The sequence below is a fragment of the Bacillus sp. L75 genome, from assembly GCF_003676355.1.
Taxonomy (GTDB): domain Bacteria; phylum Bacillota; class Bacilli; order Bacillales; family Bacillaceae; genus Bacillus; species Bacillus velezensis.
This window is the reverse complement of record NZ_ML064904.1, coordinates 61,325-81,074: the sequence shown is the minus strand read 5'-3', so window position 1 is coordinate 81,074 and position 19,750 is coordinate 61,325. Positions and strand designations below refer to the sequence as shown.

Here is a 19,750-nt window from a genome sequence, read left to right as displayed (position 1 = left end):
ACAGATGCCTCCCGGCTTGACGGGGGCATCTTTTTTTTTGCTTTTTTACCCGTTTTGTCATTCTTTTTACCTATTTGTAAACGGCAAAATAATTGTCTTTGTTTATTAATAAATTTTTCACATTTGGTTGTTACACTTGTTCAAAGTTAAACAAAAGGAGTGAAAACACAGGTGAAAATGAAAAAACGCGAGATAGACGCAGTCTTCATTCTCATTTTACTCGCTTCCGCATTCTTGAATATGTACAACATCTGGAATGACGATACGGTGAATCCTTATTACACCGCAGCGGTAACGAGTATGCTTCAAAGCTTTCATAATTTCTTTTACGCTTCATTTGACGCAGCCGGGTTTATCACGGTAGATAAACCGCCTGTTACATACCAGATACAAACGATCAGCGCGCTGATATTCGGTATGCACGGGTGGAGCGTCATCCTGCCTCAGGCATTGGCGGGTGTAGGTTCAGTTCTATTCATGTACTTATTAATAAAGCCGACGTTCGGAAAAACGGCGGCGCGCATCGCCTCATTTGTCATGGCGTGTACACCGATCGCAGTAGCGGTCGCGCGGACGAATAATGTCGATGCTTTACTGGTCTTTTTCCTCTTGTTCGCCACATGGCTTCTCTTTAAAGCGATCAGAAAAGGCAGACTGATCTGGCTTTTGGCGGCATTTTTTGTCGTCGGAGCAGGCTTTAACACAAAAATGCTTCAGGCTTATATGATTTTGCCGGCCTTCTTGCTGTTCTATATGATTGCGGCAAACACCACGATTAAGAAAAAAATCATTTCATTGGTAAGCGCGTTAGCCGTTTTAGCAGCCGTTTCATTGTCATGGCCGCTCATTGTTGATAATATTCCTGCCGGCAAAAGGCCATATGTCGGAAGCAGCCAGACAAACTCCGTATTGGAATTGGCTTTCGGATATAACGGGATTCAGCGGCTGACAGGGCAAAGTTCCGGCGGCGGCCAGGGCGGGCCGGACGGAAACGCATCGAAAGAGATGTCTTCTTCCGGCGGTTCTTCACAAATGCAAGCGCCGCCCGGCCAGTCTTCAAGCAGCAGTTCAGCAAGCGGAGACAAACCACAAAACGGCAGTATGACGGCACCTCCATCTAACGGGAAAATGCCAAGCGGCGGTCAAGGAGGTCCTCCAAGCGGCGGAGATGGTCCCGGTGGCGGAGGAAAAAGCGGTGCAGGCACCGGCTCGAAAATGCAATCAGGTTCAGGAATGTTCGGAACGGGAACTCCTGGTCCGCTGCGCCTTTTCCAAACGGAATTATCTGATCAGATCAGCTGGCTCCTGCCGTTTGCGATTTTTGGAATGGCCGGTTTATTGATCGCCGGGGCGAGAGAAAGAAGACGATTATCAGCAGAACAGAAGGAAACGATCTTTTGGGCAGCGTGGCTTGTGCCGATTGCCGGATTCTTCAGTGTGGCGGAATTTTTCCACCATTATTATCTCATTATGCTGGCGCCTCCGATCGCGGCACTTGTCGGTGCGGGATGGGTCGCCCTCGTTCATCTGTACCGCAAGCAGGCGGGATGGAAAACTTGGCTATTGCCGGCCGCTATTCTTGTGACAACCGGATTTGAGCTGTTTATCCTCAGAAACTACAATGATCAAATCGGCGCAGGCTGGAGCATCGGAGCAGGCGTTCTCGGCGCAGTGGCAGCAATCGCCCTGTTCGTATTCAAACAGCGCCAAAAACCGCTAAGTTATTATGTTTCACTTGCAGCCCTTCTCGTCTTGATGGTTATGCCGATTTATTGGGCGAGCACACCGCTTCTGTACGGAGGCAACAGCTCATTGCCTGAAACAGGCCCTCAGCTCGCTTCAACAAGCGGAAAAGGCATGGGAATGGATAACGCATCTGTCAATACAAAACTGATCAACTATTTAGAGAAACACAACGCCGGAGCGGACTATCTATTTGCTGCAACCGATTCCAACACGGCGGCGCCTTACATTATTAAAACGAAAAAAGCGGTCATGGCGATCGGCGGATTCAGCGGGTCTGACCCGGCCATTACGCTGACTCAATTTAAAAAGCTCGTAAAAGAAGGGAAAGTAAAATACTTCTTAACATCCGGAATGGGCAAAGGCGGAAATAACGATATTGTGCAGTGGGTTGAGAAAAACGGAAAGAAAGTATCTTCAGATAAATGGCAATCAAGCACAGATCAGAAAACGAAAAATAGTGATCCGGCTGATACAAAAAGCAGCAAGGCCGCGGGTAAAAACAGCCGAATGAGCGGCGGGCCGGGCGGAATGAATCAATCAGCTTCACTATACGAACTTCAATCTGATGAATAGGAGGAAAAAACATGAGCAGACATATTCAATATTCAATAGTCGTCCCGGTTTATAACGAGGAACCCGTCATTCAGACAACCTATCAGCGCCTGAAAGAAGTCATGGATCAAACAAAAGAGCATTATGAATTGATCTTTGTCAATGATGGAAGCAAAGACCGCAGTATTGAGATTTTAAGAGAGCAAAGTCTGATTGATCCGAGAGTGAAAATTATTGACTTTTCCAGAAACTTCGGACATCAGATCGCGATCACGGCGGGTATGGATTATGCAGAGGGGAATGCAATCGCCGTCATTGACGCCGATTTGCAGGACCCTCCTGAATTAATCCTTGATATGATTGAGCAGTGGAAAGAAGGCTACGATGTGGTGTACGCCGTCAGAACGAAACGAAAGGGAGAAACCTTTTTCAAGAAACAGACGGCCTCTATGTTTTACCGGCTGCTGCGGAGCGTGACTGATATTGATATTCCGCTCGACACCGGAGATTTCCGCCTGCTGGACAGAAAAGTCTGTGATGAGATGAAAAGATTAAAAGAAAAAAATCCTTTTGTCAGAGGACTCGTCAGCTGGGTCGGCTTTAAGCAGACTGCTGTAGAATATGAACGTGATGAGCGGCTTGCGGGGGAAACGAAATACCCGCTTAAAAAAATGCTGAAGCTTTCCATGGACGGGATCACAACGTTCTCTCATAAACCGCTCAAGGCGGCAAGCTATGCGGGAATGATCATGTCCGGAGCGGGTTTTCTCTATATGTTTATCGTTTTATACATGAAGCTGTTTACGAACAGCACCATTACGGGCTGGTCCTCTCTGATTGTGATACAGCTGTTATTCAGCGGCATCGTTCTATTAATGCTCGGAATGATCGGCGAATATATCGGAAGGATTTATGACGAAGCAAAAGACCGTCCGCTCTATATCGTGCAAAAAGCGTACGGCATGAAAAACGAAAAGATTTATCGGGACCAGCATATGTCTTAACCGAAACACCCTGTCCGGCCAGCGGACAGGGTGCTTTTATGTGAAATAAAAGCCGCGGGATGACAGAATGTCCCGCGGCTTTTTTCATTCATCTGCGGCCGGTCTGCGTGTGCAGAGAGCGCATGATCAGTCCGGTTCCCGAAAGGTTCAGTAAAATGCTTGCGCCAAGCGTCATTCCCCAAGCAGCGTTTTGCTGAGGAAGCTGAATGCTCAGCTGCAGCAAGATCAGGCCGGTAGCGACCAGCAAAAGTCCGGTTTGTTTCATGTGTATGTATCCTCCTGTACACTAAGTCATACGGCTGATCCAGGCCTGAAGTTTCATCTGTATATAAAAAATCCAAGGCGGCTGCCTTGGATTTTTGTTAAGAAGATGTTTCTTCTTTTTGAGTCAGTTTCATTTTTTTCGTCATTTCCTTGCCGTTTCTGATAATCTTCACGTCAACGGTGCTGCCGACTTTCGTATTCTTGTAGAGAATATTGCGGAGTTCGCTGCCCGTGCCGGTTTCTTTCCCTTTTAAGCTGATAATGATGTCTTCTGCTTTTAATCCGGCTTTGGCAGCAGGTGAGCCCTGCGCCACTTCTCGAATATAAACGCCTTTATTCAGCTGTTTGCCGAAAAGCCCGAGTGTGCCTTCCTGATAGTTTTGCGGCACTTGTTCCAAGTCGATCATGCTCACGCCGATATAAGGGCGCTCCACCTGTCCTTTCGTGAGAAGCTCTTCGGCGATCGGTTTTACATCGTTGCTCGGGATGGCAAAGCCGATGCCTTCTACATCACTTTCGCTGATTTTCATGCTGTTGATGCCGATGATTTTGCCGTCTGTATTTAAGAGCGGTCCGCCGCTGTTTCCGGGATTGATGGCGGCATCGGTTTGGATGACGTTGATGCTCGACTCGCCGGCTGACGTAGAGATCGAGACGGTTCTGTTTAAGCCGCTCACGATGCCTTGTGTGACGGTGCGGGAAAGGTCTTTTCCGAGCGGATCACCGATGGCGATGACGGATTCACCCGTTCTGAGAGCGGATGAGCTGCCGAAACTTGCTGTTTTTGTCACGTGTTTATCACTGATTTCTAAAACGGCCAAGTCTGTCAGAGAGTCGCTGCCGACGAGTTTAGCTGTTACATCGGTGCCGTCATATAATGACACTTTAAGGGAAGAGGCGCCTTCGACCACGTGGTTATTCGTAATGATATACGCTTTGCCGTTTGCTTTCTTAAAAATAACGCCTGAACCCGATCCCGTTTCCGCATCTTCACCCGATGAATTTGAGTTTGAATCTGAGCTTGATCCGAATCCGAATAAATCGGAACTGCTTTGCTGCTTCTGCAGATTGGTGATCCCGACGATCGCCGGTGAAATGTCTTCCACCATATTCGAAATGCTGCTTGAATTTGCCGATGAGCTGTTTGCCGATTTGCCGCTGTCTGATTCAGAAGATGTCTGCTTGGCGGTTACCGATGACGTTTCCTGAGCGGGAGCCGGATTGGAAGTATCTTGAGTCTGATGGTCTCCAAGCGGCGTAAATGTATAGATGCCGAGGGCGAGCCCTCCGCCGATCACTCCGCCGAGAAGCGGTCTGAACCAGCCGAAGCTTCGTTTTTTCTTGTCCTCGTCCGGCGCGGAATATCTGGCCGGCTGCGGGTTTTCTTTTACTAAAAGGACTTCCTGTTCTTTTTGGTCTGTCCGATTTTCATCACGATAGTTATCCATCATGTTCACTCCGTTTCTCTATTTCATCATAGCATGATTTGCCTATTATTACTGACTCCATCTTAAACAAAAAGTGTGGGATAATAATGAAAAGATTGTGGGAAATTGTGAAAAAGACGAAATCGGACGGCGGCGCTTTATATTGACAATTTCCATCGGATTTGAAATAATAAATGAGATATTATGTTCAATCCTTCACATGAAAAGATATGAAAATTCTGTCAAGCTAATGGGGGAGATCTGTTAGCTTTTTCACTTTGTCAAATAGTCAGAAAGGAGCTGTCACATGAAAGAAAAACATCACTGGATTATTTCTCTGCTCGCTGTATTGGCGGTCGGGCCGGGGCTGATGTCGAATACCGCTCTTTCGGCTGTCCAAAGCCTTGTCCGGCAGACGGTCGGCGGGGAAAACTTTGACTCTTTTCATCCGATTATTATCGGTAATATGGCATTTGCCTTATTCGTGCCGGCGGGGCCGTATTTAAGAAAAAGATTCGGCTCCCGGCCTGTCTATATGATTTCGATGGCCGCGGGTGTCATCGGAGCGCTCCTTGCTGCTGTGACAAATGATATTTATCCGCTCGCCGCGGGCCGTTTTTTACAGGGAGCTGCGGCGGGCACTATGCTGATGATTATGATCCCGATGCTGGTGCTTTCGTTTCCGATGGAGCGCCGGAATTACGCATTATTTGTGTTAATCGGCGGATTTTACGGGTCCGTCATTATGGGAACCGTTTTAGGCACGGCGGCGGCAAGCGCCGGCCATTGGCATTGGCTGTTCGGCATTTTTGGCCTGCTGTCTTTTTTCGGCCTCATTTTCAGTTATATGTGGCTGCGGGATGACGCTCATAAAAATGCTGAAAAATCTCCATTTGACGGCATCGGTTTTCTATTAGCGGGTGTATCAGCCGTGCTGACCGCCTATACATTTATTCATCTGCCGAAATGGGGCTTTTCATCATGGCAGACATTGGCGGGATTTGGAGGAAGCATCGTCATTCTTCTGATCTTGCTGATCATGCAGTACAGAAACGAACATGCGCTGATTTCGATTAAACTTATGCTGATTCCAAAGCCGATTCTGGGTGTTTTCATGATCGCTGCGGGCAGTATTTCCATAGCGGTCAGTCTTTCTGCATTTCACGGGGAGCTTCAGACCGCATATCATATGTCACAAACTCAACTGATATTCCTTTATGCGAGCCTTTTGGGAGGCGTGGCCATCGCCGCTGTCATCAGTGCATTAGCATATGATAAAGTCGGTCCGGGCATGCTCGGCATAACAGGCTCTGTTATATTGGTGTTCGTGAATTTCCAATGGATGACGGCGGATCATCATATACCGCTTATTCTATTTGCGGGGCTTTTCGTGATGCTGGCGGCCGGGACAGGGCTTATTGTGGCAGCCGGACTGATGGGAGCCGCGTTGGGCGGACCGCTTCCGGAACTGGTGAAACGCATGACGGCAGTTCAGTTTTTAAGGCTTTTCATTTATATGGGCGCACCTGTTTTAATAGGGTATTTTACGAAAAGAGATGCTTCCGGCACGCTTCGGGGCGCGCGCGGCACACAATCACCGCATGACCTGCTGATGGGGACATACAGCGATTTGTTTCTTATTGCTTTCATCTTAAGCTTGCTTTTAGTGTGTTTATCATTTGTCATGAATGCGACCGGCATGGGACATAAGCTTGCGCATAAACCGCATGCCGTCCGTAAGCAGGCGGTTGAACAGCCTTCGCCGCAGGCTCCTGAACCGATCAGGCATCAGGTCATTCCCGATCATGAATACAGAAGTGCGGTCAGACAGTTTCAGCGTCATCATATAAGCAAAAACAGTATGTAACTTTTTCTATCAGCAAACCCTTTTCCCGGTGAAAAGGGTTTGTTTTTTCCCATAATGGCAGAATGGTATATTGCATGTTTCATCCTTTTTTAATATAATTTGTTAGAATATTCATAATTTAATATCGAAATTTTAAGTAAAAAAGGAGGCATTACATGAAACTGTATCTATCTGTGGATATGGAAGGGATTTCCGGGTTGCCTGATGAAACATTTGTCAATTCCCGCATGCACAATTATGAGCGCGGCAGGGTTCTGATGACCGAAGAAGCAAACTGGTGCATCGCAGAAGCGTTTAATAACGGATGCACGGAAGTGACCGTGAATGACAGCCACTCAAAGATGAATAATCTGCTCGCGGAAAAACTTCACCCTGAGGCAGAGCTGATTACGGGGGATGTCAAGCCGTTTTCCATGATGCAGGGGCTTGATGAATCGTATTCGGGCGTGATGTTTATCGGCTATCATGCGAGAGCGTCGATGCCGGGCGTTATGTCGCACAGCATGATATTCGGCGTCCGCCACTTTTACATAAATGATAAGCCGGTCGGTGAACTGGGGTTAAATGCCTATCTCGCCGGATTTTACGATGTCCCGGTCATCATGGCTGCCGGAGATGATTGCGCCGCAAAAGAAGCGGAGGAGCTGATCCCGAATGTGACGACTGCCGCCGTCAAACAAACCATTTCAAGAACCGCGGTCAAATGCCTGTCCCCTCAAAAAGCCGGACGGCTCCTGACGGAAAAAACAGCCTATGCGCTCAAAAATAAAGATAAGGTCAAACCGCTGACTCCGCCTGAAAGACCTGTATTAGGCATTGAATTTGCCAACTACGGACAGGCTGAATGGGCCCATTTAATGCCGGGCACAGAAATCATCCCGGGAACGACAATCGTTCAATTTCAGGCAAAAGACATGCCGGAAGCCTATCAGGCCATGCTCGTCATGACAGAACTCGCCATGAGAACAACATTCTGTTAAAGGGGTGAACGGCATTGCTGCGGTATTTTATCAAACGTTTTATCGCCATGATTATGACCGTCCTCGTCATCACCACTCTGACATTTGTCATGATGAAAGTGATACCCGGCTCGCCTTTTAACGAAGAGCGGGGCACAAACGAAGCGGTCCAGCGAAATCTCGAATCCTACTACCATCTGAACGAACCTCTTATCACTCAATACGCCATCTATCTAAAATCCATTCTTACCTTTGATTTCGGTCCTTCAATTAAAAAACCGTCAGACAGTGTAAACGCTATGCTCGAACGCGGGTTTCCGGTCTCATTTGAGCTTGGGATAACGGCGATCATCATCGCTGTTATTTCCGGACTCGCGCTCGGCATAATGGCCGCTCTCAGGCGCGGCGGCTTTCTCGATTATGCGGCCATGAGCCTTGCGGTGCTCGGGATTTCCATTCCGAATTTTATTATGGCTACGCTGCTGATTCAGCAATTTGCGGTTCATCTGAAATGGTTTCCGGCAGCTACCTGGACGAGTCCCGTTCACATGGTCCTGCCGACTGTTGCGCTTGCCGTCGGTCCCATGGCCATTATCGCGAGGCTGACAAGATCAAGCATGGCCGAAGTGCTGACTCAGGATTACATCCGCACGGCAAAAGCAAAGGGGCTTTCTCCCGTCAAAATTGTGATCAAACACGCATTGAAAAATGCTCTTATGCCTGTTGTGACAGTACTCGGGACGCTTGCCGCAAGTATATTAACGGGCAGTTTCGTCATCGAGAAAATTTTTGCCATACCGGGAATGGGCAAATATTTCGTAGAAAGCATCAATCAGCGAGATTACCCGGTCATCATGGGAACGACCGTATTTTACAGTGTGATTCTGATCGTCCTGCTGTTTCTGGTTGATTTGGCATACGGCCTGTTAGACCCGCGCATAAAACTTCATAAGAAAGGGTGATCCTGATGAATCTCCCGCAAGAAACGGTAAAACACACAGAAGTGCCTGATGACTGGTTTCAGCCGGGCGCGGAAAGAAAGGGTGAAACCGAGTCGGTCAAGCGTCCGAGCCTGTCTTACAGTCAGGATGCGTGGCGGCGGCTTAAAAAGAATAAATTGGCGATGGCCGGCCTTGTGATATTATGCTGTCTGTTTCTATCGGCTGTGTTCGGTCCGCTGATATCACCGCACAGCGTGACAAGGCAGACGCTCGCCGAGCAGAATCTTCCGCCGTCTTTTTCACACTGGTTCGGAACCGATGAACTTGGCCGGGACGTGTTTACAAGAACGTGGTACGGAGCGAGGATCTCTTTATTTGTCGGTGTGATGGCGGCGCTGATCGACTTTTTGATCGGCGTCATCTACGGAGGCGTCGCCGGCTACAAAGGGGGCCGGACAGACAGCGCCATGATGAGAATCATCGAGGTTCTCTACGGGTTGCCGTATCTGCTCGTTGTCATTTTGTTAATGGTGCTGATGGGGCCGGGGCTCAGTTCCATTATCGTCGCTCTGACCGTGACGGGATGGGTCGGCATGGCGCGGATTGTGAGAGGGCAGGTGCTGAGGATGAAGCATGATGAACACGTATTGGCTTCGAAAACGTTTGGAGCGAAAACATTTCGGATCATTAAGAAAAATCTGCTGCCGAATACGATGGGAGCCATTATTGTCCAAATGACGCTTACGGTGCCGGCGGCGATTTTTGCGGAATCATTTTTAAGTTTTCTCGGACTCGGCATTCAGGCGCCGTTTGCAAGCTGGGGAGTCATGGCAAACGACGGGCTGCCGGCGATTTTATCAGGCCATTGGTGGCGGCTGTTTTTCCCCGCTTTTTTCATTTCCTTGACGATGTACGCGTTTAACGTACTTGGAGACGGCTTGCAGGACGCGTTAGACCCGAAACTGAGGAGGTAGGAAAAATGGCGCAGCAAGTTCTTTCCGTTCAAAATCTGCATGTTACTTTTTCAACATACGGAGGCACTGTAAAAGCCGTCCGAGGCGTCAGCTTCGATTTATATAAAGGTGAAACGTTTGCGATCGTCGGTGAATCGGGATGCGGAAAAAGCGTGACGTCACAAGCCGTGATGGGCCTTCTTCCGAAACATTCGGCAAAGATTGAATCTGGAAGCATACAATTTAAACAGAAAGACCTTTGCCGAATGTCGGATCGGGAAATGCGGGCAATCCGAGGGCGCGATATTTCTATGATCTTTCAGGACCCGATGACGGCGCTCAATCCGACTTTGACCATAGGGAATCAGCTCTCAGAAGCGCTGTTGGAACACCGCGCCATGACCAGAAAACAAGCTGAATCCGAAGTTCTCGCCATGCTGGATCTGGTCGGTATCCCGGACTCGAAATCCCGCCTGAAGCAGTACCCCCACCAATTAAGCGGGGGCATGCGGCAGCGGATCGTGATTGCGATGGCTCTGATCTGCGAGCCGGAAATTATGATCGCCGATGAACCGACAACGGCTCTTGATGTGACGATTCAAGCACAAATCCTTGAATTATTTAAGAAGATTCAAAGAAAAACAGGCGTGTCTATTATTCTGATCACACACGATCTCGGCGTCGTCGCTCAGACCGCCGACAGAGTCGCCGTCATGTATGCGGGGAAAATCGCCGAAATCGGCACGAGGCATGATATTTTTTACCGTCCGGCTCATCCATACACAAAGGGGCTGCTTCGTTCAGTGCCGCGGCTGGATATGGAGGATAGTGAGCTGTCGCCGATTGACGGGACGCCGCCTGATTTATTCGATCCGCCGCCGGGCTGCCCGTTTGCCGCCCGCTGCCCGGACAGGATGATCGTCTGTGAAAAGGTATACCCGGCAACAACCGTGAAATCCAAAAGCCATATCGTCAATTGCTGGCTTCAGGATCACCGTGCAGAGCGGCTGAAGCAGCAGCTGACGGCAGCAGAGGAAAAAGGGGGATTGAAATGAAAAAGAGATGGGCGATCGGTGTGATTGCTGTTGTTTCGTTTGCTCTGATTGGCTGTACAGCCAATGAACAGGCGGGGACAGAACCCGGCAAAGCAAAAGAACAGGGGGGTGAAACGGTGCTGCGGCTCAATAACGAAAATGAGCCGACCTCACTTGATCCGCCGATCGGATTTAATAATGTTTCCTGGCAGCCGCTGAATAACATCATGGAAGGATTGACGAGGCTCGGAAAAGATAATAAGCCCGAACCGGCCATGGCGGAAAGCTGGAAGGTGTCCGCTGATAAGCTGACATATACCTTCAATATCCGGGATAACGCCGAATGGACAAATGGCGATCCCGTTACGGCGGAAGACTTCGTGTACGCCTGGAAACGAATGCTCGATCCGAAAACGGGCGCATCTTCCGCTTTTCTCGGCTACATGATCAAAGGCGGAGAAGAATTTAACAACGGAAAAGGCAAACAAGAAGACGTGAAAGTCACGGCAAAAGATAAAAAAACGCTTGTCGTCACATTGGCGGCACCGCAGGATTATTTTCTGAGCGTCGTGTCCAATCCGGCGTATTTCCCGATTAATGAGAAGGTCGCGAAGGCTGATGCGAAATGGTTCACTGAAGCAAAAACCTTTGTCGGCAACGGGCCGTTCAAACTGACGGAATGGAAGCATGACGACAGCATGACGATGGTCAAAAACGAGACGTATTGGGATAAAAAGACAGTGAAACTGGATAAAGTCACATGGGCGATGGTCAGTGACCGGAATACCGATTATCAGATGTTCCAGTCGGGGGATTTGGATACCGCCTTTGTGCCGGCAGAGCTGAGCGAGCAGCTGATGGGAGGAAAAAATGTCCGCACGTGGGATCAGGCCGGACTCTATTTCTATCGTTTTAACGTAAAAATGGAGCCGTTTCAAAATGAAAAGATCAGAAAAGCGTTCGCGGCAGCGATTGATCAGAAAGAAATCACGGATTATGTGACCAAAAACAGTGAAAAGCCGGCACATGCCTTTGTATCCCCGGGATTTACTCAGCCTGACGGGAAAGATTTCCGCGAAGCGGGCGGCAGTTTATTAAATCCGGATGAATCAGAAGCCAAAAAACTGCTGGAAAAAGGCATGGCAGAAGAGCATTATGACAAGCTGCCCGCCGTTACATTGACATACAGCACAAAACCGGAGCATAAGAAAATAGCGGAAGCGATTCAGCAGAAGCTCAAAAGTGTGCTCGGTATAGACGTTAAGCTCGCCAATATGGAATGGAACGTCTTTTTAGAAGAGCAGAAAGGACTGAAGTTCCAGTTCTCTCAAAGCTCATTTTTACCGGATTACGCAGATCCGATCAGTTTTCTAGAGGCTTTCCAGACGGATAATTCCATGAACCGCACCGGCTGGGGCAGCGCGGCATACGATGGCTACATCAAGCAGGCAAAACAGGAAGCCGATGCCAAAAAACGTTTTGCGCTCATGCATAAAGCGGAAAAACTGCTCATGAACGAGGCTCCGATCATTCCGATTTACTTTTACAATCAGGTGCATCTGCAGAACAGCGGCGTGAAGGGCATTGTCCGGCACCCTGTCGGTTACATTGATCTGAAGTGGGCGGAAAAGTCCTGATCTTACAGCGGAAACATACGCCGCTCTTTTGCCGTTAAAGGAGCGGCGTGTTTCACTTTTCAATCCGGAAAGGAGATTGAAAAAGTCATGAACCATAAACCGAAAGCACTGCAAAAAGGCGACACGATCGGTGTGATTGCGCCCGCAAGCCCGCCTGAGAGCGGGACACTGCAAACCGCGCTGCTGTTTTTAGAGAATGAGCTTGGCCTTCAAGTGAAACTCGGCCGGGCGCTGAAGACCCGTCACGGCTATTTGGCGGGAGAGGACCGGGCGCGTCTCGATGATCTCCATGACATGTTTAGTGATCAGAATGTCAAAGCGGTGATATGCGCGTGCGGAGGATTCGGCACGGGCCGCATTGCCGCCGACATCGATTTCGGCTTAATCCGCCGCAATCCGAAAATTTTCTGGGGATACAGTGATATCACGTTTTTACATACCGCCATTCATCAAAATACGGGGCTCGTCACATTTCACGGCCCGATGCTGAGCACCGATGTCGGGCTTGAAGATGCTGATCCCCTGACAAAAGCGTCGTATCGTCAGCTTTTTACAGAAACGGAATTTACCTATACGGAGGACATTTCTCCCTTAGAGGTGCTGACAGGCGGAAGGGCCGAGGGAGAGCTTGCGGGCGGCAATCTGTCGCTCATTACGTCCACACTCGGCACGCCGTTTGAAATTGATACAAAAGACAAATTGCTGTTTATCGAGGATATTGATGAGGAGCCGTACCAAATCGACAGAATGCTGAATCAATTAAAGATGGCCGGAAAACTGTCAGACGCAGCCGGAATCCTGGTCTGTGATTTTCACCAATGCGAACCGAAAAACAAAGAAAAGTCGCTTACTTTAGAGCAAGTGCTGAATGATTACATTGTCAAATCAGGAAAGCCCGCGCTTAAAGGCTTTAAAATCGGCCATTGTTCACCGAGCTTCGCCGTTCCGATCGGAGCCCGCGCGGTTATGGATACGGCGGCCAAAGCGGTAACGATTGAATCGGGGGTTTCCGGAAGGGAGTGATCAGGCGTGAGGATAACAGATATTCAAACGGGACGGATGTCCGTGCCGCTGAAAAAGCCGTTTAAGACCGCTTTGCGCACGGTTTACAATGCTGAATCGGTCATTGTGAAGCTCACTTTTGACAACGGTCTGACCGGCTGGGGGGAGGCGCCGCCGACGGTTGTCATTACAGGCGACAGCGCGGACGGTATTGAAAGCGCCGTCCACGATGTGCTGAAGCCCGCTCTCTTGGGGCGGAGCCTTTCCGGCATGGAAGCCGTTTTGTTTGATATCAGCCGGCTGTTGGAAAGAAATCAAAGCGCAAAAGCCGCGGTGGATATGGCTGTATATGACGGATGGGCGCAAATGCATGGACAGCCGCTTTACCGGCTTCTCGGCGGCTATCGGAATACACTGGAAACAGATTTTACCGTCAGCGTCAATTCTCCTGAGGAGATGGCGGGGGATGCAGACCGTTATGTGAACAAAGGATTTCATATTTTAAAAATAAAAGTCGGCATAGGTGACATATCAGACGATGTTGCCCGGATTCGGGCGATCAGATCACGTGTCGGCGGAAACGTCAAACTGAGACTGGACGCGAATCAAGGCTGGACGCCGAAAGAAGCCGTGACCGCGATCCGAAAGATGGAAGACGCCGGCCTCGGCATTGAGCTGGTCGAGCAGCCTGTTCACAAAGACGATATCGCCGGGCTGAAGCAGGTTACCGATGCCGTAGACACGCCGATTATGGCGGATGAGAGCGTCTTTACCCCCCGTCAGGCCTTTCACGTGCTGCAGACGAGAAGCGCCGATTTAATTAATATTAAGCTGATGAAAGCGGGCGGCATAAAGCAGGCGGAAACAATCAATGCGATGGCGGAAACGTGCGGCGTGGAGTGTATGGTCGGCAGCATGATTGAGACCAAACTCGGCATCACCGCCGCGGCCCATTTTGCCGCGGGCAAACGGAATGTGACAAGGTTTGATTTTGATGCGCCGCTTATGCTGAAAGATGATTTGATTCAAGGCGGCATCACATACAGCGGCAGTCAGATTGCGATTCCCGACGAACCGGGTCTCGGCATTACCGGTGTGTCGATACAAGAGGGGGCGAAAAGATGAGAGCAGCCGTTACAGCGGTAGCAGCCAACGTATGGACGCTGCCGTCATCTCCCCGTTCGTATGATGCGCCGATGCTCGAAAACCCGCCGCAGATCAGAAAATGGTTAGCGTCTATGGGATATGAAGAGCGGCTGCAATTATGCACAGACAACCTTGTCCAAACGCAAGCGCTTTTCGGGGAAGAAGTGATCATTCTCAAAGAGGAAGGGGAATGGGCTTTTGTCGCCGTTCCCGGCCAGCCTTCAAACAAGGATGTGCGCGGATATCCGGGGTGGATGAAAAAAAGCCAGCTTTCAAAAGACGGCTTTCATGCATCTTCCCCCGCCGTATGGATTACCAAACCGACAGCTTTTTTATATCACACAAACGGCGAACCAGACTTGGAAGTAAGTTTCTTAACGCGTCTTCCGGCATCAGGACGTGAGAAAGGCTTTTTCCGGGTGGTGACGCCGCTCGGAGAAAGGTTCGTAAATGAAGCTGACGCAGACGAGTGCCGGCATACGGAAGGACGGGCGGCCGATGTCATCGAAACGGGCATGATGTTTCTCGGGCTTCCGTATTTATGGGGAGGACTGAGCGGTTTCGGGTTTGACTGTTCCGGGTTTATGTATTCGATATTTAAAGCAAACGGCTATACCCTTCCCCGTGATGCAACGGACCAAGCAAAAGCCGGATGCGGCGCGGCGGTAAACGATATCCTGCCGGCTGACCTTTTGTTTTTCGCCTATGAAGAAGGAAAAGGCGCGATCCACCATGTCGGTTTGGCGCTGGGAGACGGCCGAATGCTGCACTCCCCGAAAACGGGAAAAACAATCGAAGTGCTGTCTTTGGAAGGAACCGTCTATGAAAAAGAATTATGCACCGTACGCCGCTGTATAAGCGAAAAGGGGGAATAGAAAATGACGGCATCTCCGCTCCTTGAAGTCAGCGGGCTGAAAATGCATTTTGACGCAGGAAGAAAGAAAGCCGTAAAAGCAGTCGACGGTGTCAGTTTTCACATTAAAAGAGGGGAAACATTCGGACTTGTCGGAGAATCGGGATGCGGTAAATCGACGCTCGGAAGGGTTATTCTCCGTCTGTATGACCCGACGGCCGGTTCGGTATCATATGAAGGGACGGATATACACCGTGCCGCGGCAGAACAGCGGTCGGTCTTCTTCCGCAAGCTGCAGATGATTTTCCAGGACCCTTACGCCTCGTTAAATCCGCGCCTGACCGTAAGGGAAATTATTATGGAGCCGATGGAAATCCACAATCTTTACAATACAAGAAAAGCCCGTCTGATGATAGCGGATGAACTGCTTGAAGCTGTCGGGCTCCATCCGGATTTCGGCAGCCGGTATCCCCACGAATTCAGCGGCGGACAGAGGCAGAGAATCGGGATTGCCAGAGCGCTCTCTCTGCATCCCGAATTTATCGTGGCGGATGAGCCAATTTCCGCGCTGGATGTGTCGGTACAGGCTCAGGTCGTCAACCTTTTAAAAAGGCTTCAGAAAGAGAAAGGGCTGACATTTTTATTTATCGCCCACGATTTATCAATGGTCAAGCATATCAGCGACCGGATCGGCGTGATGTATTTGGGCCGCATGATGGAAATTACAGAAAGCGCTGCGCTTTACCGGGAACCGCTTCACCCTTATACGAAGGCGCTTTTATCCTCAATCCCGATTCCTGATCCGCTTCTTGAGGACAAGCGTGAACGGATTATTCTGAAAGGGGAGCTGCCGAGCCCCCTTAACCCGCCGAGCGGCTGTGTATTCAGGACGCGGTGTCCTGAAGCGATGGAGCTATGCAGTAAGATAACGCCTGAGCTTGAAGAAGTGAAGGCGGGGCGTTTTGTCGCCTGCCATTTATACAAAAAAGAAAGCTGACAATATAAAGTCAGCTTTCTTTTTTGATTAAACCTGATGCAGAAATGACACGCAGACCGGATACGGAACCGGAATGTCAGATTGAAGCAGAGTCAATTTGCCTGTTTCCGGGTCGCGTTCAAACAAAACCAGATTTCCCGTTTCTTCGTTTGACGCGACAAGGAATGTCTCGGAAGGGTCAAACGCGAAATCACGCGGCCAGTTGCCTTCTGTCGGCACCCATTCAATAAGAGACAATTCACCGGAATATTGGTTGATCTTAAAGATGGCGATGCTGTCATGTCCGCGGTTGGCGGCATAAAGAAATCTGCCGTCTTTAGATATGCGGATCGCGCTGCCTTGCGATTTGTCCGTAAAGCCTTCAGGCAAAGCGGAAATGACCTGCAACTCTCTGAATTCACCTAAGGTCGGGTTGTATTCAAGCGCGATGACTTCATTACTGATTTCCGTCATGACATAGGCGTATTTTTCCGCCGGATGGAAAACGATGTGGCGCGGCCCTGAACCCGGTGCGAAAGAGTGAGTTTTCACCTCTGTGAGCGAACCGTTTTTCATTTGGTAAGTATAAAGCGTATCCGTCCCTAAATCGACGGCTGCAATGTAGTTATGCTCAGGTGTATAGCCTGCGAAATGGGTATGCGGTTTCTCTTGTCTTTCATGAGGACCTGTTCCCGTATGAGCGGCTTCGGCAGCCGGCTCCCGCAGACTTCCGTCTTCATTGACGGGAAAGGCGTGCACTTTTCCGCTGTGGTAATTAGCGGTTAACACATATTCATGTTTATCATCAATGCTGACGTGGCATGGAGACGGGCCTTCAATCAGCTGGTGGTTCACAAAAGTTAATTCCCCGCTGTTCTGATGAATCTGATAGGCTGCGACGCCGCCTTTTCCGTCTGCCTTTTCAATGGAATACAGCATGCTGTTATCAGAATTCGGAGTGACGTATGTCGGGTTGCCGAGCTTTGCTGCCAGCTTCGGACGGCTGAGCCGTTTCGCTTCTGTATCAAGTTCAAAACAATAAATGCCTTCGCTTCCGCCTTTTGTATATGTTCCCGCGTATCCTATGTACTTAGCCATTCGGTTTCCCCCTTTAGAGTCTTGTCTTCTCTATATTAACGTATCTTGAAGGAAACTGCCTTGTAAATGTTTAAGATGTTCTGACAAGCGGCAAGGTGCAGCAGCGGAAGGAACCGCCTGATTTAATAATTTCGGAAAACTCGGTTTCAATGACTGTATAACCTCTTTTTCTGAGCTCGCGGTTCGTATGACGGTGCTGCGGCAGGCTGATAAGTGTCTGATTGCCGATTGACAAGATATTAGGACCGAGCGTGAATTGCTCTTCTTCAGGCACTTCTATCATCTCAAAACGTTCGGCGAGAAGATCAATTTCTTTCTGCCGCAAGCCATTTTTGCAGTATAGCGCCTCCGTTTCCGAGATCATATTAAATACACAGTCCAAATGTAAGAAATCCTCCTTGAGAGGGATCGGCACAACCGTCATCTCCGGCAGCGCCTCCCGCAGCTCCCGGACAGCCGCTTTATCCGTGCGCTTGCTCAGCCCGGCGTAAACGGTGCCGTCTGCGATCAAGATGTCGCCGCCTTCAATGTTCGCTTTTTTCAGTCGCGTATAGGGGATTTTCTTATTGTCAAGCAGGTTTTGAAACACTTTTTCTTCTCCCTGCCGGACTGAAGCCGCCATGTTTGAAATAAACGCCGTCTCGCCTAAGACAAATCCGATATCCCGGGTGAATACCTGCTCAGGCAATGCGGGATCGGCAGGCAGCAGGACGACTTCAATCTGATGAGATCTTAAAATGTCAATAAACTCGCTATGCTGTTTGAGGGCAACGGGTATGTTAATATTTTCTTGTTTGAAATGTTTCTGCGTTCCGTTAATAATATCCTTGATGGCCATGTGTTCCGGCCGGCATAAGATGACTGTCTGCAAAGCATCAAACTCACTGCGGCAAGCCGGTTTCCGCGTGGATTTGGGAATGGATACGTCCATGTGATATCCTCCTATCGGTATTCAATGTGCGTTTATTATTCCCGGATGTGATGAATAATGAAACATTTATGAGAGAATATCTAACCAACTTAATATTTAAAATTTTAGACAAAACGGTCAAAGTATTGTTTAATAGGGTACAGATGAATGAGTCAAAACGACCAGACACCAAAGGGGAGTTTAAATAATATGAAGTTGCCAGAATCAAGATTTTGCAAAGAAACAAGGGTTGTTAAAACAAGCAGGGTTTTTCCGCTTGATACGAATAATCACAATACGCTGTTTGGCGGAAAGCTGATGAGCTACATTGATGATATCGCTTCAATTTCCGCGGCCCGCCACTGCCGGTGTGAAACAGTCACGGCCTCAATGGATTCTGTAGATTTTTTGCGCCCCATCGGCCAACAGGATTCCGTATGCCTTGAATCTTACGTCACATGGGTCGGCACATCGTCTATGGAGGTGTTTGTCAAAGTCATTAAAGAACATCTGATGACGGGCGAACGCGAGCTTGCGGCAACGTCGTTTCTGACCTTTGTCGCGCTTGATTCAAACGGGAAATCGGTACCCGTTCCGCGGATCGTGCCGGAAACCGAGGAAGAAATCATGCTTCACAATACGGCCGTTCAGCGCGCCGGAGAACGAAAAAACCGCTTAAAACACAGCAAGGCCCTGGCCGAGGCGCTCGGAACAGATAAACCTTGGTAATCATCAAACCGCTTTTTTAAAAAGCGGTTTTTTTATGCTGAGAAAGGACTTTTCCTGCCGGATCCATAATCTATTACAGGGAAAGGAGACGTGGCGTGCATGATGAAACATAAGTCTTCCGGCACCATCCTGACAACCGGGCGTATCCGTCTGCGGACTATGCGGGATGACGATGAAGAAAATTTGTACGGGCTGTTTACCGACAGAGAGGTCATGAAATATTATCCTTCTCTTAAAAGCAGACGGGAAACGAAGGAATGGATTGCCTGGAACAAACGATTGGCCAAAGGATACGGCGTCAGTCTTTGGATCGCAGAGGATAAAGAGACGGGCGCATTTCTCGGTCAATGCGGAATCGTTCCGCAGACGGTAAACGGAAACACTTTGATGGAAATCGGCTATATGTTTGCCCGCCGCCGCTGGGGCTGCGGCTATGCGACAGAGGCGGCGAACGCCTGTCTGGACTACGGTTTTCATACGCAGCAATACGGACGCATAGCGGCGCTGATTGATCCGGAAAACGCTGCCTCCGTCCGTGTCGCGGAAAAAATCGGTATGGTGCCCGGTGAGACCGTTACCAAATGGGAGAGGCAGCTGACGGTTTTTGACATCACATCTGACGTTGAACGTTTCGGCGAAATGTAGTATGATA

General features: G+C 49.3%; 18 protein-coding genes. 14 read left to right on the top strand and 4 right to left on the bottom strand.

Annotation, left to right across the window (positions count from 1 at the left end; all coding sequences use genetic code 11):
• The first annotated feature begins 171 nt into the window (after positions 1 to 171).
• Positions 172 to 2,319 carry a glycosyltransferase family 39 protein gene (locus tag D5S11_RS08965; protein WP_032866110.1) on the top strand — a complete coding sequence of 716 codons (2,148 nt, stop codon included), beginning with the start codon at positions 172 to 174 and terminating at the stop codon, positions 2,317 to 2,319.
• An 11-nt stretch (positions 2,320 to 2,330) separates the two neighbouring features.
• Positions 2,331 to 3,302 (top strand): glycosyltransferase family 2 protein, encoded by a 972-nt coding sequence (locus tag D5S11_RS08960; protein WP_007407251.1) that lies wholly within the window; start codon positions 2,331 to 2,333, stop codon positions 3,300 to 3,302.
• Positions 3,303 to 3,390: 88 nt separating this feature from the next.
• On the opposite strand, the gene D5S11_RS19855 is transcribed toward D5S11_RS08960, so the two are convergent.
• Together D5S11_RS19855 and htrA are read right to left on the bottom strand one after the other, a co-directional pair.
• Positions 3,391 to 3,567 (bottom strand): hypothetical protein, encoded by a 177-nt coding sequence (locus D5S11_RS19855; protein ID WP_164833842.1) that lies wholly within the window; start codon positions 3,565 to 3,567, stop codon positions 3,391 to 3,393.
• Positions 3,568 to 3,664: 97 nt separating this feature from the next.
• Entirely contained in the window at positions 3,665 to 5,014 is a 1,350-nt protein-coding gene (gene htrA, locus D5S11_RS08955) for a serine protease HtrA (RefSeq protein WP_159082278.1), read from the bottom strand.
• Between the two features lie 286 nt (positions 5,015 to 5,300).
• Between htrA and D5S11_RS08950 the strand changes: the two genes are divergently transcribed.
• From D5S11_RS08950 to D5S11_RS08905, 10 genes are all read left to right on the top strand, one after another.
• Positions 5,301 to 6,860: an MFS transporter gene (locus tag D5S11_RS08950; protein WP_108725014.1), complete on the top strand. Its 1,560-nt coding sequence runs from the start codon at positions 5,301 to 5,303 to the stop codon at positions 6,858 to 6,860.
• 155 nt (positions 6,861 to 7,015) lie between these two features.
• The gene (locus D5S11_RS08945) at positions 7,016 to 7,840 is read left to right on the top strand and encodes a M55 family metallopeptidase (RefSeq protein WP_007407248.1); all 825 of its coding nucleotides are present in this window, start codon (positions 7,016 to 7,018) and stop codon (positions 7,838 to 7,840) included.
• Between the two features lie 14 nt (positions 7,841 to 7,854).
• Positions 7,855 to 8,781: an ABC transporter permease gene (locus D5S11_RS08940; RefSeq protein ID WP_007610853.1), complete on the top strand. Its 927-nt coding sequence runs from the start codon at positions 7,855 to 7,857 to the stop codon at positions 8,779 to 8,781.
• 5 nt (positions 8,782 to 8,786) lie between these two features.
• A complete protein-coding gene (locus tag D5S11_RS08935) occupies positions 8,787 to 9,734 on the top strand; it encodes an ABC transporter permease (RefSeq protein ID WP_003154782.1) in 948 nt (315 codons plus the stop codon).
• A 5-nt stretch (positions 9,735 to 9,739) separates the two neighbouring features.
• On the top strand, positions 9,740 to 10,768 hold the full coding sequence (locus tag D5S11_RS08930; RefSeq protein ID WP_007407246.1) for an ABC transporter ATP-binding protein: 1,029 nt from the start codon (positions 9,740 to 9,742) through the stop codon (positions 10,766 to 10,768).
• Entirely contained in the window at positions 10,765 to 12,384 is a 1,620-nt protein-coding gene (locus tag D5S11_RS08925) for a peptide ABC transporter substrate-binding protein (protein ID WP_032866107.1), read from the top strand. The genes D5S11_RS08930 and D5S11_RS08925 overlap by 4 nt, the downstream gene beginning before the upstream one ends.
• Before the next feature lie 87 nt (positions 12,385 to 12,471).
• The gene (locus D5S11_RS08920; protein WP_032871294.1) at positions 12,472 to 13,407 is read left to right on the top strand and encodes a S66 peptidase family protein; all 936 of its coding nucleotides are present in this window, start codon (positions 12,472 to 12,474) and stop codon (positions 13,405 to 13,407) included.
• A 36-nt stretch (positions 13,408 to 13,443) separates the two neighbouring features.
• A complete protein-coding gene (locus D5S11_RS08915; RefSeq protein WP_411674911.1) occupies positions 13,444 to 14,511 on the top strand; it encodes a dipeptide epimerase in 1,068 nt (355 codons plus the stop codon).
• Complete coding sequence (locus D5S11_RS08910; protein WP_108725012.1) at positions 14,508 to 15,407, top strand: C40 family peptidase; 900 nt, start codon at positions 14,508 to 14,510, stop codon at positions 15,405 to 15,407. The genes D5S11_RS08915 and D5S11_RS08910 overlap by 4 nt, the downstream gene beginning before the upstream one ends.
• Positions 15,408 to 15,410: 3 nt before the next feature.
• Positions 15,411 to 16,382, top strand: coding sequence for an ABC transporter ATP-binding protein (locus D5S11_RS08905; RefSeq protein ID WP_108725011.1), 972 nt, complete (start codon positions 15,411 to 15,413; stop codon positions 16,380 to 16,382).
• A 27-nt stretch (positions 16,383 to 16,409) separates the two neighbouring features.
• Here D5S11_RS08905 and D5S11_RS08900 read toward each other — a convergent pair whose 3' ends face one another.
• A complete protein-coding gene (locus D5S11_RS08900; protein WP_025284622.1) occupies positions 16,410 to 17,459 on the bottom strand; it encodes a lactonase family protein in 1,050 nt (349 codons plus the stop codon).
• Between the two features lie 70 nt (positions 17,460 to 17,529).
• On the bottom strand, positions 17,530 to 18,390 hold the full coding sequence (locus D5S11_RS08895) for a dimethylarginine dimethylaminohydrolase family protein (protein WP_042635130.1): 861 nt from the start codon (positions 18,388 to 18,390) through the stop codon (positions 17,530 to 17,532).
• Between the two features lie 189 nt (positions 18,391 to 18,579).
• On the opposite strand from D5S11_RS08895, the gene D5S11_RS08890 reads away from it, so the two are divergent.
• A complete protein-coding gene (locus tag D5S11_RS08890; RefSeq protein WP_003154772.1) occupies positions 18,580 to 19,098 on the top strand; it encodes an acyl-CoA thioesterase in 519 nt (172 codons plus the stop codon).
• Between the two features lie 99 nt (positions 19,099 to 19,197).
• On the top strand, positions 19,198 to 19,743 hold the full coding sequence (locus D5S11_RS08885) for a GNAT family N-acetyltransferase (RefSeq protein ID WP_021493807.1): 546 nt from the start codon (positions 19,198 to 19,200) through the stop codon (positions 19,741 to 19,743).
• Positions 19,744 to 19,750: the final 7 nt, after the last annotated feature.

Excerpts from the sequence above, each read along its gene's own strand:
- D5S11_RS08915 (WP_411674911.1), top strand. The coding sequence starts at position 13,444 with ATGTCCGTGCCGCTGAAAAAGCCGTTTAAGACCGCTTTGCGCACGGTT.
- htrA (WP_159082278.1), bottom strand. The coding sequence starts at position 5,014 with ATGGATAACTATCGTGATGAAAATCGGACAGACCAAAAAGAACAGGAA.
- D5S11_RS08920 (WP_032871294.1), top strand. The coding sequence starts at position 12,472 with ATGAACCATAAACCGAAAGCACTGCAAAAAGGCGACACGATCGGTGTG.
- D5S11_RS08950 (WP_108725014.1), top strand. The coding sequence starts at position 5,301 with ATGAAAGAAAAACATCACTGGATTATTTCTCTGCTCGCTGTATTGGCG.
- D5S11_RS08935 (WP_003154782.1), top strand. The coding sequence starts at position 8,787 with ATGAATCTCCCGCAAGAAACGGTAAAACACACAGAAGTGCCTGATGAC.
- D5S11_RS08900 (WP_025284622.1), bottom strand. The coding sequence starts at position 17,459 with ATGGCTAAGTACATAGGATACGCGGGAACATATACAAAAGGCGGAAGC.
- D5S11_RS08905 (WP_108725011.1), top strand. The coding sequence starts at position 15,411 with ATGACGGCATCTCCGCTCCTTGAAGTCAGCGGGCTGAAAATGCATTTT.
- D5S11_RS08960 (WP_007407251.1), top strand. The coding sequence starts at position 2,331 with ATGAGCAGACATATTCAATATTCAATAGTCGTCCCGGTTTATAACGAG.
- D5S11_RS08885 (WP_021493807.1), top strand. The coding sequence starts at position 19,198 with ATGATGAAACATAAGTCTTCCGGCACCATCCTGACAACCGGGCGTATC.
- D5S11_RS08890 (WP_003154772.1), top strand. The coding sequence starts at position 18,580 with ATGAAGTTGCCAGAATCAAGATTTTGCAAAGAAACAAGGGTTGTTAAA.
- D5S11_RS08895 (WP_042635130.1), bottom strand. The coding sequence starts at position 18,390 with ATGGACGTATCCATTCCCAAATCCACGCGGAAACCGGCTTGCCGCAGT.
- D5S11_RS08930 (WP_007407246.1), top strand. The coding sequence starts at position 9,740 with ATGGCGCAGCAAGTTCTTTCCGTTCAAAATCTGCATGTTACTTTTTCA.
- D5S11_RS08945 (WP_007407248.1), top strand. The coding sequence starts at position 7,016 with ATGAAACTGTATCTATCTGTGGATATGGAAGGGATTTCCGGGTTGCCT.
- D5S11_RS08925 (WP_032866107.1), top strand. The coding sequence starts at position 10,765 with ATGAAAAAGAGATGGGCGATCGGTGTGATTGCTGTTGTTTCGTTTGCT.
- D5S11_RS08910 (WP_108725012.1), top strand. The coding sequence starts at position 14,508 with ATGAGAGCAGCCGTTACAGCGGTAGCAGCCAACGTATGGACGCTGCCG.
- D5S11_RS19855 (WP_164833842.1), bottom strand. The coding sequence starts at position 3,567 with ATGAAACAAACCGGACTTTTGCTGGTCGCTACCGGCCTGATCTTGCTG.